This is a genomic window from Jiella soli, from assembly GCF_020615385.1.
GTDB lineage: Bacteria > Pseudomonadota > Alphaproteobacteria > Rhizobiales > Rhizobiaceae > VKMB-3413.
Map to the genome: position 1 here is coordinate 66453 of NZ_JAJAVB010000037.1, position 14442 is coordinate 80894.

The window sequence follows — 14442 nt, forward strand, 5'->3', positions numbered from 1 at the left end:
GCGATCAGATTCCGTATTCCAGGTTCATGCACCCGGTCGCAGCGGCTAGGCCATGGTTCGGCGCCGGCTGCGCTCAGGCCGACTTCAACGGCATCGGCGCCTCGCGCTGTCGCGCCTTCTCCGCTTCCGCCCGGGCGACGTGATCCTTCACGGCAAGAAAGCTGTCGGGCGTCACCGAGATCGAGTCGATGCCGCATTCGACGAGGAAGGCGGCGAAGCCCGGATTGTCGCTCGGCGCTTGGCCGCACAGCCCGACCTTAGCGCCCGCCGCATGCGCGGCGGTGATCAGGCTTCGGATCATCCACTTGACGGCCTCGTCCTCCTCGTCGAACAGCGTCGAGAGAAGATCGGAGTCGCGATCGATGCCGAGGGTGAGCTGCGTCAGGTCGTTGGAGCCGATCGAGAACCCGTCGAAGCGCTCGGCAAAGCCCTTGGCGAGAATGACGTTCGAGGGGATCTCGCACATCACGTAGACCTCCAGCCCGTTCTCGCCGCGAACCAGCCCGTTCTCGCGCATCACGGCAAGCACCTGGTCGGCCTCGGCAAGCGTGCGGCAGAACGGGATCATCACCACGACGTTGTCGAAGCCTATCTCCTCGCGCAGCCGCTTGATGGCCCGGCATTCCAGTGCGAAGCCTTCGCGATAGCGCGGCGAATAGTAGCGCGAGGCGCCGCGAAAGCCGAGCATCGGGTTGGCCTCCTCGGGCTCGAACTCCCGGCCGCCGATGAGATGCGAGTACTCGTTGGTCTTGAAGTCGCTCATCCGCACGATGCAGGGCGCCGGATGGACCGTCGCTGCGATACGGGCGAGACCCCGGGCAAGCCGATCGACGAAGAAGGCCGGCTTGTCGTCATAGCCGCGGGTGATCTCGGCGATCTCCGCTTGCGCCGCGGCGTCGGCGACCCGTTCGGGATGGATCAGCGCCATCGGATGAATCTTGATGGCATTGTTGATGACGAATTCCATGCGGGCGAGGCCGACCCCGTTCGCCGGCAGTCGCCACCAGCGCATCGCCGCGTCCGGGTTGGCGAGGTTGAGCATCACATGCGTCCGGGTCGCGACAACCTTGTCGAGGTCCAACTCCTCGACCTGGATCTCGGCCGCGCCCTCGTACACGAAGCCAGTCTCGCCTTCGGCGCAACAAACCGTCACGTCCTGCTCGTCATGCAGGATCTCGGTCGCGTTGCCGGTCCCCACGATCGCCGGCAGACCAAGTTCGCGGCTGACGATGGCGGCATGCGAGGTGCGCCCGCCGTGGTCAGTGACGATGCCCGCCGCGCGCTTCATGATCGGCACCCAGTCGGGGTCGGTGATCTCGGTGACGAGCACCGAGCCCTCGACGAAGCGATCGATCTCGCTGGCGTCGCGGATCAGGCAGACCGGTCCCGAGACCGCGGCCTCGCCAATCGACAGGCCCGTACAGAGCGCGCGACCATGGGCGCCGACATGGTAGCTCTTCAAGGCACCGGCCCGGCGTCGCGACTGCACAGTCTCCGGCCGCGCCTGGACGATGAACAGCGACCCGTCGCGCCCGTCCTTGGCCCATTCCATGTCCATCGGGTAGCCGTAATGCGCCTCGATGGTCACCGCCCAACGCGCCAGGGCGAGAATCTCGTCGTCCGAAAGGACAAAGCTGCGGCGTTCGGCGAGCGAGGTCGGCACATTCTTTACCGGCCGCTCCCCGCCACGCGCGTAGATCATCTTCTTTTCCTTGGCACCGAGCGCCTTATGGATGATCGGCTTCAGCTTGGGGTCGTCGAGGAACGGCTTGAACACCTGGAACTCGTCGGGATCGACGGCCCCTTGCACGACGTTTTCGCCAAGCCCGAATGCGGCGTTGATCAGGACCACCCGATCGCAGCCGGTCTCGGTGTCGAGCGAGAACATGACGCCGGAGCCCCCGAGATCGGAGCGCACCATGCGCTGCACGCCGATCGATAGCGCGATCTTCATGTGGCTGTAGCCCGTGGCCTTGCGGTAGCTGATCGCTCGGTCGGTAAACAGCGAGGCGTAGCAGCGCCGGCAGGCGTCAAGCACTGCGTCGGCGCCGGAGATGTTGAGGAAGGTCTCCTGCTGGCCGGCGAAGCTCGCATCCGGCAGATCCTCGGCGGTCGCGCTGGATCGCACCGCCACGTTTACGTCGTCCGTCCCGGAGCGGCGCCCAAGTTCGGCATATGCCGCCCGGATCGCAGCCGCAGATTCGGCCGGGAAGTCGCCGCGCAGGAATGCTGCGCGGATAGTCCGCCCGGCCTCGGCGAGCGGGATCTTGCCTGCAGCCTCGTCGGCAAGGACGCCCGCGATCATGTCGGCGAGCCCGTTGGTTTCAACGAAGCGGCGGAACATCGCCGCCGTCGTCGCGAAACCCGGAGGCACGGCAACGCCCCGCGACGCCAGCGTGCGCACCATCTCGCCAAGCGACGCGTTCTTGCCGCCGACTTTCGCGACGTCATGACGGCCGGTCTCTTCGAACGAAAGGATCTCACTGTCGGGCATGGTCTGCCTCCTACCGATTTGCCTCAAGGTCTTCGCCTGCGCGATGGCGCCGTGGCCGCGAAGCCGATGCTCTGGAGAGCAGGAATGCTCTTAGCCTCGCCCTTCCGCTCCGCTGCTTGCGCGGCCCGGGCCTACTTGAAGCCGCCCTCGAACCCGCGGATGACGCCAAGGATTGCAGCGTTGATCGCAATGGCGGGCGTCGCGCCGAGACCGGCGCCTACCGTCTCCTCGTCATCCCGCCCTTCCCGCAGGATGCAGCTCCACTGCGCCCCGCCGAGCGTCGTGCCGTCCAGTTGAAGGTTCCAGCCTGGAAGGGCCTTGACTGCCAGTTCGATCGCGCCATCCGTCGACGCGAGCGCGCGGCTTGCATCGGCCGCAGTCTCGACTGGCCGCACATGCTCAGCCAAAGCAGCGCGCAGGTCCCGCGCCAGCGCCTCGTCGGTTTCCGCGGCTTCCTTGCAGCGCAGGATCAGGATGTCGAGGTCGTTGGCCATGATGGGCTCCCGGCTAAAGTCGTCGGTCCGAAGCGGATTGTCGATCTGCGCAGAGAATGAACGAGACTTCGCGCTGCCGAATTGATCTGGCGCAACCGGCTTCCGGTCGATCGGGACCTGGCGGGCGTCCGGGCCAGCCGGCGCGTGCTCGGCGAGCGGTCGGCTGTCCTTGGTCAGCCGGTTCAGCGATCGGCTCGAAGTCCCGCGATCCCGCTTCAGCCGGTCCATCCGGTGGCCACCTCCGTCGCACCGCTTATGGTCCGAGTTTCGACCCCCAGCGCGGACACTAGCCCGCCTTGTGCGGCATTTCACCCTGAAAGGATTCCGACGCCCCCCCCCCGATGGCGATCACTTCGGGGCCGGCGCAGCGTAGCGCCGCCAGACGGCCTTGCGCATGCGTCGGCGGCTCTCCTCCGCCGGCAGGACGTTGTCGGCTTCGATCCGTTGGGCCCATGATCGCCACGAACTCGCCTTCCCTGAGATGCAGGGTCACGCCCCGTAGGGCGCTGACGGCGGCTGTCCCGCCCCCGTAGATCTTGGCGAGATCCTGGAGCCGGATCAGTTCGCCCGGCGTGCCGTCCATCGTCAACTCCCCTCGACCGAGCCGACGACGAGGGGATCGCCCTCACCGATGTCGCCGCCGACGATTTCGGTCCAACTGCCGTCGGTGAACCCGACGGCGACCACGACCGCCTCCGGCTGACCCTGCCGGAGAACGAAGACGCGCCTTTCGTTGGCGACCGCCTTGTCGGCCGTCTCGGGCTTTGAGGTAGCGCCGGGGCGCGGCATCATCCGCAGGAACAGTTGCCTTTTGTCGGACGTCGTCGCCTCTTCGGGCGGCGCGTAGCGCAGCGCGGCGGGAGGTCCGGCCGGAGCCGTTCAGCTCGAGGACAGTTTCGATCTCGGGGGTCGGCGCGAGCATCTGGCGTTGATCTTCAGTCGTTGCTCAAAGTCAGATTTTTTGCGTGCCGGCCCCCTTCACTGGCTCAACGCGTCCGCACCGTACGCGGCACGCGATCGAGACGCTGCTGGCTGTGGGCTCGCCCTGGAGGCTGGCCGAGCATTTAACGCCATACCGGCAGACGGACGGAGCGGGACATCGCCGATGCTTCGCGCGTCAGTCCCGCTCTCAGTCAATGCGGACCGCCCGCGGTGCTTGGGCTGAAAGCGGGTGCATCGCTGGCGGGGAAAGACTCCGCACCCGCCTCGTCGATGAGGTCGTCGATTCGCTGCCTCATGGCGGCGCCTTCTCGTGCCGCTGTCGTCAGTTCATGGACATGGACGTCCTGGCCGCCGGCCTTCGTGAGTATCGCAGTCGCGCGTTCGGCATGGGCGTCGTCACGCAGATGCACCCAAAGAAGCAGGCCACCGGCCGCGACCTGTTCCTCGATGCGCTGCAGGTGGCTCCTCTCGATCATGCGATCGAGCAGCAGGCCGAGCGAAGCGCAGACATAGCCGGATGCCGCCGCAGCCGCGATGGCGGCACCTAATGTGCCCCCCGAGGCGAGGATTGCGCCTGCGGTGGCCACGGATCCGACATAGATGAGGATGCCCGCCACCGCGCCCTCGGCGTCGCCGATGGACTCGTTGGCGACGTACGCGACGACCGGCACGGCGGCGTCGTCCTCCAACTCCCGCACCGACCGATAGCCATGACCGAGCTTCTCTTCGACCGTGGCCCGGCTCGCCAGAAGGCTGAGATCGGCGCGGTCGAACCCGGACATCAGGAGTTCGTCGATGGCGTTCTGGAACTGCTTGGCGTCATGAAAGACCCCGACAGCCTCGCGAACCGCGTCAGTCATCCTTACTGCCTCCCTGGAAGACCGGGTGCGCAGACACTGTGGTCATGCGCCGGGTCTCGTTGTTCGCCATCGCCCGTCCCGCGGCAACTCGTCGCCGGCACCGCACGCGGTCGCTTGGCGCGCTCACCTCATGGCGGCACCGTGCCGACAACGCGAGGCGGTCGATGAGCGTCTGTTATCCTGCCAATCCTGCACGGGTTCGGACACCGGGATCTCGACCGGCCGGGCTCGTCTTTCCCCGAATCCGATCGGGAATGAGGTAGGCGACCCCGATCAGCACCAGGCCGAGCACGATGCCAAGCACTTCGCCCGAGGCCTGTAAGACTGCGGGATAGCTGGTGCCGGCAATTGCGCCGATCGTCGTTTTGCCGCCGGCGATCGGGGCAAGAACACCGGTCGCCGCCACGCCGGCGTAAGTCGCCATATAGGCCGCTGCGCCGCCCAGTCCGCCAATCACGAAGAACATGGCATCCTTACGTCCCGTTGCCGCTGCGGCAAGGCCCGTCCCTGGGCAATAGCCGGCAACGGCGAAGCCGAGGCCGAGAAGCGCGCCGCCGGCGAAGACGCCGAAATAGGCCGTCTTGACGCCAAGGTGGGCTGGATCAATGAGGCCGGCCAGCAGACCGGCGAACATCAGTACGGAAGCGACGCCGATCGCGAGAAGGATCGTCTTCATCAGGTGCATCCGGCTCAGACGCAACATCCCGATGATGTAGTCGGGGTTGGTGGCGCCTATCCGGTCGAGCGCGAAGCCGAAAGCGGCGCCCAACACGATGGCGAGAATGATCATTGTCATGACAGGTCAAGCCTCTCTGCGGAATAGGGCGATCGCGGCCGGAATGCCCACGACGAAGACGCCAGCGGCGAAGATGTAACCGGACAAGGCGGTCTGCATCATGCCACTCATCATGTGCCCGCTCGTGCATCCGCCGGCGAGCCTCGCTCCGTAGAGAACGACGAACCCCGCGCCGAAGCTGGCAACGTATCGCTTCCACGCCGCATCGCCGAAGTTGGCCCGCCAGATCGCGGGCATGGTCCGATCCGCCCGCGGGACGCCGCCTCGCACGAGAGCCGAAAGCCCCGCTCCTGCGATGATCGCGAGCACGAATACGAGCCCGTAGTTGAGCGGCTTTGCCACCTCCTCCGCATAAGCCCCGCCGCTCTTGTTCAGGTAGGCATTGGTGCTCGCGAAGTCGGCCTCGTCTCCTGGCGCCGGCGTGACGATCGACGGGTCGACGGCGTTCCAGAGAATGCCATCGACGATTACGAATTGTGTCGAGACGCCAATTGGCTTGACGAGAGCAACGGCGGCAAGGAAGACGAGGCCAAGCAGGATGCCTCCGGATTTCCAGGAAAGTACCATCGGGCTTACGCCTTCTTCCAAGTTGAAGCGAACTCCCCCAACTGCAGGGCAGATCGTGATCCGTCGCCCGGCCCAATCGCCGCGCTGGCGCCCGGAGTCCACCTGTAGATGCAGGAAGCCATGAGGATCCCAGCACCGCTTTGATCGGGATCAAGTCGGAGCGGATTTCGCCCGGACCGGCGTCCATTCTCGCAATGGTCCTTGTCGCCTGGCGTGACCGCGCCGCCTCGGACGGGGCCGCGCTCGGAGAAATTGTCACTGTCGCCTGTTTGGAAGCACCTCATGTTGAAGGAAGCAGTGGCACCTGTGGCCCCGATGGCGTTCGACCCCGAGCGGGTCTGCATCGAGCAAAGATGCGGTCAACTCGGTTATTCCGGCGATGATAGAAGATCACTGCGACTGTAGACGCCGCTGGCGCCTCATCCCGCGCTGCCGGAAGGGTCCGTCTGGCGCCCTTGATCCGGCGCAATCCCATTTCGACCCGACGTTCGTAGACTGGCTTGCGAGCAAAGCTGAGCGGACTGATCGCCCGGCGTGATTGAGGAGGAATGACCATGCGATTCAGGACGGTACTCGGCGTCATCGGGACCGGCGGGACGGACTGCGATATTCAGGCGGCGCTCCGGCTGTGCGAGCAGGACGGCTCGCATCTGTCGCTCCTCCTCGTCGGCGAGGCGCCGCCGCCGCCCGTCGAGGAATATGCCGCCGTCGCGGACTATTGGGTGCAGGCGCGCGAGGAGGCGGCGAACGCACTCGGGGAGCGCGCCGAGGCGGTGAAGACGATCCTCGCCGGAAGCGACCTCTCCTCGGACCTCGATAGCGTCCTTGCCGAGAGGTCGGCGATTGCTGCAACGGTCGGGCTCCATGCCCTTTATGCGGACCTCATCTTCGTCGGGCCAGAGCTCGCGCCGACGGATTGGCACCTCAAGCGAGCCACTCTGGCGGGCGCGCTGTTCGAGGCCGAACGGCCGGTCCTGATGGCGCCCGAGAAGGGCGAGGCAACGCTGCGGCCGAAGCGCGTCCTCGTCGCCTGGTCGTCGCATGTCGAAGCCTCCCGGACCGTGCGCGAGGGCATCGAGATCCTCGCCGCGGCCGAGGCCGTGCACGTTACGATGGTCGATCCGCAGGCGAGCGAATGGGCCAATGGGCCTGAACCGGGAGCGGAGATCGCGACCTATCTCGCCCGCCATGGTGCCAGGGTCACGGTCGACCGTCTGCCGAGCGGCGGCAAGCCTGTCGCCGAAGTCCTGCGCCAGCATGCGACGGACTGCGGCGCGGAGATGATCATGATGGGCGCCTACGGGCACTCTCGCCTGCGCGAGTGGGCCTTCGGCGGCGTCACCCGGTCGATGGTCGAGAACCCAACCCTGCCGCTGTTCCTGGGACGATAGACGTTGCCGCCGCGCCGGGGCTCCGTCGGCTCATTGGAACCTGTCTCGGATCCCTCCCCGCAGGCTGCCCGGCCGGACGCCAGCCTGACGGACCGCCAGCCGCCGCGGAAGCAGCCCCTTTCTGGAGCTGCACCGCCCAATCTGTTGACGGAACTTGGCGGGACATCGATCGGCCTCAGCTCAAAGGAAGCGGCCGATCGACTGAAGCGGCACGCCGCCAACCTTGGCACCTCCCGCGAGACGCAGAGCGTCACCAAGCTGCTTCTCCGGCAGGTGGAATGCCCGTTGGTTCTCATTCTCCACTTTGGATCCTGCATCTCGTTGATCCTTCGCGAATGGGCCGACGCCGTCATCATCCTCGCCATCATTGCGGCGAGCACGATGCTCGGCTTCTTTCAGGAGTTCCGCGCCTCTCGTGTGATCGCACAACTGCGTCAACGCCTGGCGCTGAGCGCCCGCGTGCTTCGCGAGGGAACCGAGACCGAGGTGCCAGTCGCGGACAAAGTGCCGGGAGACATCGTGCTTCTGTCCGCCGGCAACCTCGTCGCGGCGGACGGGCTTATACCTCGCAGCAAGGGACTTCCTCGTCTCAGAGGCGAGCCTCACCGGCGATTCTTTCCCTGTCGAGAAGCGGCCAGGCGTCGTCTCGCCTGATGCGCCGCTCAGCGAGCGACGCGTGATCGGCGCGATGCTCCCGAACCATTCGGACAGTCCGCTCACGGACCTCCGGCGAATATCTCTTCGATGTCGGTTGCGTCATGATGATGGTCATGATCGGCATGGGCCTGTGGATGCCGGTCCGGATGCTGGTCTGGGGTGGCTGAGGATCGGCGTTCGAACGCTCTGCCAGTAGCGGAAATTCGGTGCGAAATCGTGTCGGCTTGCGACTGCCTCCTCGAGCCCCGGCCATTCTTCCCGCGTTGATATCGAGGGGTATCAGGCAAGCCGATTTGCCAAGGAGAGAGCTATGATGATGGATCAGCACGCGGATTACATGGGCTGGATGCCTCTCGGCATGGGGGTTTTGGGCCCTTCTCGTCTTGGTCATCCTTGTCGTTGTGATCGCGGCGCTGGTGAAATACCTGCGCCGCTGAGCGTAAGGGATCAGAAGATGCCGTTCGCCTTCTGGACCTCGCGGACATAGGCGACGATGTCCTCGACCTGGCGCTGACTGACTCCCTCGACCCGCGGCATGTTTCCAAAACGCCAGTGTCGACATCGACGGCCAGACGATCGCCTGCGCGAGCCCGAAGGACCGGACCCGGCGCGGTGCCGTTGAACGACCAGACAGGCGTTGGGCCTGCGGATCTCTCGGGTACGATCTGTGTCTGGCCTGGGGCTGCGACGAGACGGCGCCGCGGCGCGGCGGATGCGGCCGGTAGGGCGTGGCAAACATCGCGGCCGTTCCCAGCAGGAAGCTCCGGCGACTGATCGGAAGGGTCAACGGAGATTTTCCTATGGCGACGGACGGGTTGCGTGAGCGGAGCCCCCGAACGGCTGTGGCCGCCCGGCGGGAACGCTGCTTATTTCATTTCGATGACGGTCAGCTTGCCGCGGATCCGTTCCGCAACGAACTCGATCGCCTGACCTTCCTTTGCCTTTTCCAGCATCGACGGATCGGCGACAACGAACACCATCGTCATCGCCGGCATGTCGAGATTGGCCAGTTCCTCATGTTTGATCGTCAGCTTCTTGGCCCTGGCATCGACCTTCTGGACGGTGCCCTTGGTGTAGTCGGCGGCGAAGGCCGGCAGGGCCAGAGGGAGCGCAACGAGCACCAGGGCGAGGGATTTCGCGAATTTGGGCATGGATCTCTCCTGCGAATTTGTTCGGGTCGGCAGTTATTCGGCGGCAACGGTCAGCGGACCGTGCATGCCGGATTCGTAGTGGCCGGGGATCAGACAGGCGAACTCGAAGCTGCCGTCATTCGTGAAGGTCCAGGCGATCTGGCCGCTCTCGCCGGGCTCCAGGCGCACGGAGTTCGGATCGGCGTGCTCCATCTCCGGGAACTTCTCCATGAGCGCCTTGTGCTCCTGGATCATCTCGCGCCCGTCCATGACGAATTCGTGTTCGATCTCGCCATCGTTGCGGATGTCCAGAAGTATGGTCTCGCCCCGCTTGACCGCGATCGACGACGGCTCGAACAGCATCTCGCCGTCGTCGGTCTCCAGCATCCGCACGGCAATGGTTCGCTCCGCTTCCGCGGGCTCCGCCGGCTTGCCGAGCATCATCTCATCGTGGTGCCCCCCAGAATGGCTCCCGGCCGCCAGAGCGGTGGCTGGAGCAAGCGGCAACACGGCGGCGAGCAGCAGCATCGCAAGTTTGCGCATGAATGGTCCTCTCTGATTGTGGTTGGTGTCCCTTGCCTCCCGGCCTCAATGGCCGGAATGATCGCCGCCAGCCGGCATGACGCGTCTGGCGGATGGCGTGTGGGGGAGTGCAGCACCGTCGGCGCTGCCAGCCGGCGCGACAGGTGCTTCCGGGAGTGATCCGGTCCATTCGTACGCCACCGTTCCGGCGGGAAACTCGTAGTCGCCCGGATCGGCATAATCGTCGGCCGCAATCCCGTTCCGGACCTTCATCACGGTGAACATGCCGCCCATTTCGAGCGCCCCGAACTGCCCCCAGCCGGCCATCATCGGGATCGTGTTGTCCGGCAGTGGCATCGCCATCTCGGCCATTTCGGCCATCCCGGTTTCGCCCATCGGCATGTAGTCCGGTTGGATCTGACGGATCTTCGCTGCAACCTTGGCCTTGTTGGCGTTCATCGGCGTCGGGATGTCGTGCCCCATCGCGTTCATCGTGTGGTGCGACTTGTGGCAGTGCAAAGCCCAGTCGCCCGGATAAACCGCGTCGAACTCGTAGGCCCGCATCGCACCCACGGGAATGTCGATCGAGACCTCCGGCCAGCGTGCCTCGGGCTTCACCCATCCACCGTCAGTGCAGGTCACCTCGAAGTCGTAACCGTGCATGTGGATCGGATGATTTGTCATCGTCAGGTTTCCGACCCGCACCCGTACCCGGTCGCCGGTCGACGCAACGAGAGGTGCAACATCTGGAAAAACCCGGGCGTTGATCGCCCATAGATTGAAATCGGTCATCTCCATGACCTTCGGCAAATACGCACCGGGATCGATGTCGTAGGCCGACAGCATGAAAACGAAGTCCCGATCGACCGGCATGAAGGCCGGGTCCTTCGGATGGATGATGAACATGCCCATCATCCCCATGGCCATCTGGACCATCTCATCGCCGTGCGGATGGTACATGAAGGTCCCGCTTTTCATGGCGTCGAACTCGTAGACGAACGTCTTGCCCGGCGGGATTCCCGGCTGGGTCAGGCCGGTCACGCCGTCCATGCCACAGGGCAGGATCACGCCGTGCCAGTGAACGGTCGTGTGCTCCTTCAACCGGTTCGATACGAAGATCCGCACCCGGTCGCCTTCGACGCATTCGATGGTCGGTCCCGGCGCCTGGCCGTTGTAACCCCACAGATAGGCGGTCATCCCCTCGCCCATCTCCCGCTCCACCGGTTCGGCAACGAGGTGGAACTCCTTGACGCCGTTGTTCATGCGAAAGGGCAGCGACCAGCCGTTCAGCGTCACCACGGGATTGTAGTCCGGCCCGGCCGTCGGCATCAGCGGCGGCTGGGTGGCCGCCGTTTCCATGATCGGCGCTTCCGGAAGCCCCATGGCCGACGTCTTCGACCAGGCGGCGACGCCTGCAAGAGCCGCTCCGGCTCCAATGAATTGTCGTCTCGAAACCATCGTTCAGATCCTTTCGATCAATGGTCGCCAAAGGCGGACGCCATCTCGGCGCTACCAGCGGCTTCGGACGCATCTTCGCCACCGCCGTAAACGGCCGCGGTGAGGGCGGCGTCGGCGAGGTGGAATTCGCGCTTTGCGTTGAGGGAGAGCAGGATCGCGTCGAGCTTCGCCCGCGTATCGACGAGGAGATCAAAGGTGCTCGTGATCATCCCGTTGTAGGTGAGAAGAGCTTCCTTCTCGATCGTCGTACGCAATTGCACGACGCGAGAGCGGTAGTGGCGAGCGATCTCGCTGCGACCGCGATAGGCCTTGTAGGCAGCTCGTGCCTGGGACCGGATGTCGACCGCTTTGGCTGCCAACTGGTTGGCTGCCTTCAGGTACTGGAATTCCGCCTTTCGAAGTCGAGCCTGCCCACTGTCGAAGATCGGGATTTCGAGCCCTACCTCCACGGATGCGGACACGACGTTCTTTGCCGCTTCGGATCCGTCGTCGCGTTCCTCGATCTCGCGTTCGACTTCCACGCCAGCAGCCAACTCGAGGTCGGACACATATCGCGTGGCCTTGGTCAGGCCGTAGGACCGTGCAAGCGCCTCGAGTTCGAGACGCGCGACCTGAAGGTCGACGCGGTTGCGAAGAGCTTCCGCCTCGATGGCGTTGAAGCCCTTCAGCTTGCCGGGGAGTCCGGGCAGAGCGTTCGGAACCTCGAAATCGAGATTCTTCCCCCATACGCCCATTACCCGGGAGAGCTTCTCCTTCGCCAGTTGCGCGGTCAGTCGCGCTTCGGCCGTCCGCCCGGTCAATTCAGCATAGAAGGCCTGTTCGCGGGCCTGCTCGACCTTCGGCATCGCTCCGGTCCGACCCAGTTCGCTGGCCAGTTCCGCGGCAGCGTCCGCGGCGACCTTCGCACGGTTCAGAAAGGCGACCGTCTCCCAGGCCGCGACAGCTTCGATCCATGCCTCACGCGTTCTGGCCGCAAGCGCCAGCGTTGCGTCGACCGCCCGCAATTGCGCCTGGAGGACCCGAACCTCCGCAACGTCGAGGCGCTGTTCCCGGGTCAGCATCCGGATAATGTTGGTGGCGATCAGCCCCTCGATCGTCCGTCCGACACCAATCCCGCTGTAGGAGAGCGAAAGCCTCGGATTGACGGGGAGCCCTTCCTGCCAGAGTTCGGCAACCGACAATCCGACCTCTGCATAGTCCGCCTGCAATGTCTTGTTGCTGAGAAGGGCGACCTGCACGGCCGCGTCGGCGCCGATATATTTCGCCGCGAGCAGGTTCCGGACCCGCTCATTGGCCGCCGCAGCCTGCGCCTGATTTTGGACCCAGACCGTTTGCTTTCCCAGACGACGTCCGGCGTCTACCGACACGACACTGAAGCCGAGATCCGGCTCGAATGTCTCCGAAGCCGCGACGCAGCCGGACATGATCAGCGGCAGGAGAATGACGCTGCTCACCTTGAACAGCGGCCTCATCGTGCCGGCTCCCGGCCGGCAACGGGGGATATGTCCAGGCCAGTACCGCGCCAACCGTCCGGCTCGCGGACAGTGCGATGGGTATAGGCGCCGACGACGGAAGCACGACTGGGTGTTCCGCCAAGGATGCTCGGGTCCTCAGGCGAGGGGAATACGGTTGTTTCGGGCAGACCCCGAGCAGCGTCCGCACAGCCCGCCAGAAGCAGGCCGGGCAGGATGCCGGCAATGATGGAGAATCTCATTGTTGAACCTGAACGCCACACCGTTCGCAGCGAGATGCGCCTCGCGGCATCGGTCATGGAGGAAGAGGATCAGGCTTCGCCGTGGGCAAATTCCTGACGTCCACGCTTGCGACCAAGGGATGGCCGGAAGACGCAATAAGGCTGATGGAAGCCCTGGACGATCAGATTCGAGGAGGACGCTCGGTGGTGGGGCCGGACTGTCCGGTCAGATCCGTCGTGAGGATCGGATAGGCCAGATTGCGGCTGACTGGCATAGTGTCGGTCGGCCCGAAGGCCTGTGGGACCGCCGTCAAGCAGTGCGCCGCACAGTCACTTCCGCCGGCGGCCTCGTGATCATGAGCTTTCGCGGGCGCATGGTGGCCATCGTGCGCATGGCCAGGTTCGCCGGCCATATCCGCTTGGGCGACCATCGCCATGGCGAGGGACTGCGACGACATGATGAGGGTTTCCGCCCCTACCGACCCGACGGATGCGAACAGCATGCTCAGCATGACCGCGATAGCAGTCAGCAGCCGAGCAGGCGTCCGAGCATGGGATCGGTGAAACATCATCGAGCTGTGGATATCATGAACTCGAAGAGGCGTCCATTCTCAGGGCCCTGCCCTCGTGGGACGCGCCTGGCCCGGAGCTACAACTTCCCTACTCCTGAAACCGACCCGTGTTCGGGGAAGCCGGGGGGTCACCCACCGGCGGTGCCGGTCGGCCAGGCCGCGTGGTGGTCGTCGATCAAGACCCCGGCGAACTGCGAGACACTCACATACGCGATCACCTTGATCGCAAGCGCCGTCCCGAGCACCGCGCCGGCGTCGGCGCCGGCGACCCCGACGAGGTGAAGTCGCTCGTCCGTCGCGAGGATCATGGCGGCCTCGCCTTCCAGGTTGTCGAGAAGCGCATGAACTGGTCGACGCGCGTGCTGACGACATTGATCGGCGCCGGGCACCTGCCGTCGTCCGTGACGGTGAACCCGGTGAACAGGTGCCCGCAGCGCATCGTCTTGGAGGTCGACCTTGCCGCGTTCGACGAATCCTTTGTGTCTTTCCACTCGCTGGCCGACGAACGCGGGGTTCACTTTAAGAAGCTGAAGGCCGAACTCATCGCGAAAGGCATCGAGCCAGACCCTGCATTCGCCGACGTGCCAGCGACCTTCTACAGCCGGGCTGCAATCAGGGGCATCGACCACGCAGTCTGATCAGTGCCACCAGCAGCCGTTGACAAGCCCCGCCTCGAGCGGGGGCTTTTTTGCCTGGCTCCAGGAGCTCGTAATGCCCAACCGAGGCACAAATAACGTGCCATCCTGCCCAACCTACATGCGAATGCAAGGTTCGAATTAATATAAATCAGTAACTTAATGGGCGAACCGAGGCAAATCAAAATGCCGCTGGGACGAGTAGCTACGGCTTCTCGGGGGCCTTCTCGC

15 protein-coding genes are annotated in these 14442 nt (G+C 64.9%); 3 read left to right on the forward strand and 12 right to left on the reverse strand.

From position 1 onward, the window contains the following. Window positions 1–73: 73 nt before the first annotated feature. From ppsA to LH400_RS22320, 7 genes are all read right to left on the reverse strand, one after another. A complete protein-coding gene (gene ppsA / locus LH400_RS22290) occupies window positions 74–2494 on the reverse strand; it encodes a phosphoenolpyruvate synthase (protein WP_229155671.1) in 2421 nt (806 codons plus the stop codon). Between the two features lie 131 nt (window positions 2495–2625). Then, window positions 2626–3216, reverse strand: a complete 591-nt coding sequence (locus LH400_RS22295; protein WP_229155672.1) for a hypothetical protein — start codon at window positions 3214–3216, stop codon at window positions 2626–2628. 58 nt (window positions 3217–3274) lie between these two features. Further along, entirely contained in the window at window positions 3275–3571 is a 297-nt protein-coding gene (locus LH400_RS22300; RefSeq protein ID WP_229155673.1) for a hypothetical protein, read from the reverse strand. Window positions 3572–3573: 2 nt separating this feature from the next. Continuing rightward, the gene (locus tag LH400_RS22305) at window positions 3574–3780 is read right to left on the reverse strand and encodes a hypothetical protein (protein WP_229155674.1); all 207 of its coding nucleotides are present in this window, start codon (window positions 3778–3780) and stop codon (window positions 3574–3576) included. 341 nt (window positions 3781–4121) lie between these two features. Continuing rightward, complete coding sequence (locus LH400_RS22310) at window positions 4122–4712, reverse strand: hypothetical protein (RefSeq protein WP_229155675.1); 591 nt, start codon at window positions 4710–4712, stop codon at window positions 4122–4124. Window positions 4713–4965: 253 nt separating this feature from the next. Further along, entirely contained in the window at window positions 4966–5586 is a 621-nt protein-coding gene (locus tag LH400_RS22315) for a YeeE/YedE thiosulfate transporter family protein (RefSeq protein ID WP_229155676.1), read from the reverse strand. A gap of 6 nt (window positions 5587–5592) precedes the next feature. Continuing rightward, the gene (locus tag LH400_RS22320; protein ID WP_370638458.1) at window positions 5593–6255 is read right to left on the reverse strand and encodes a YeeE/YedE thiosulfate transporter family protein; all 663 of its coding nucleotides are present in this window, start codon (window positions 6253–6255) and stop codon (window positions 5593–5595) included. A gap of 452 nt (window positions 6256–6707) precedes the next feature. Between LH400_RS22320 and LH400_RS22325 the strand changes: the two genes are divergently transcribed. Together LH400_RS22325 and LH400_RS22330 are read left to right on the forward strand one after the other, a co-directional pair. Continuing rightward, entirely contained in the window at window positions 6708–7544 is an 837-nt protein-coding gene (locus tag LH400_RS22325) for a universal stress protein (RefSeq protein WP_229155678.1), read from the forward strand. 144 nt (window positions 7545–7688) lie between these two features. Then, entirely contained in the window at window positions 7689–8198 is a 510-nt protein-coding gene (locus LH400_RS22330) for a cation-transporting P-type ATPase (protein WP_229155679.1), read from the forward strand. 869 nt (window positions 8199–9067) lie between these two features. Here the strand turns inward: LH400_RS22330 and LH400_RS22335 are convergent. The 5 genes from LH400_RS22335 to LH400_RS22355 form a co-directional block, all read right to left on the reverse strand. Further along, entirely contained in the window at window positions 9068–9352 is a 285-nt protein-coding gene (locus LH400_RS22335) for a copper-binding protein (protein WP_229155680.1), read from the reverse strand. 33 nt (window positions 9353–9385) lie between these two features. Then, a complete protein-coding gene (locus LH400_RS22340) occupies window positions 9386–9874 on the reverse strand; it encodes a cupredoxin domain-containing protein (protein ID WP_229155681.1) in 489 nt (162 codons plus the stop codon). A gap of 45 nt (window positions 9875–9919) precedes the next feature. Next, the gene (locus LH400_RS22345) at window positions 9920–11311 is read right to left on the reverse strand and encodes a multicopper oxidase family protein (RefSeq protein WP_229155682.1); all 1392 of its coding nucleotides are present in this window, start codon (window positions 11309–11311) and stop codon (window positions 9920–9922) included. A 17-nt stretch (window positions 11312–11328) separates the two neighbouring features. Continuing rightward, complete coding sequence (locus LH400_RS22350) at window positions 11329–12783, reverse strand: TolC family protein (protein WP_229155683.1); 1455 nt, start codon at window positions 12781–12783, stop codon at window positions 11329–11331. A 403-nt stretch (window positions 12784–13186) separates the two neighbouring features. Next, entirely contained in the window at window positions 13187–13516 is a 330-nt protein-coding gene (locus LH400_RS22355; protein WP_229155684.1) for a hypothetical protein, read from the reverse strand. Between the two features lie 221 nt (window positions 13517–13737). Here LH400_RS22355 and LH400_RS22360 point away from each other — a divergent pair, with 221 nt between their 5' ends. Continuing rightward, window positions 13738–14214 (forward strand): hypothetical protein, encoded by a 477-nt coding sequence (locus tag LH400_RS22360; RefSeq protein WP_229155752.1) that lies wholly within the window; start codon window positions 13738–13740, stop codon window positions 14212–14214. The last annotated feature ends 228 nt before the right edge of the window (window positions 14215–14442 follow it).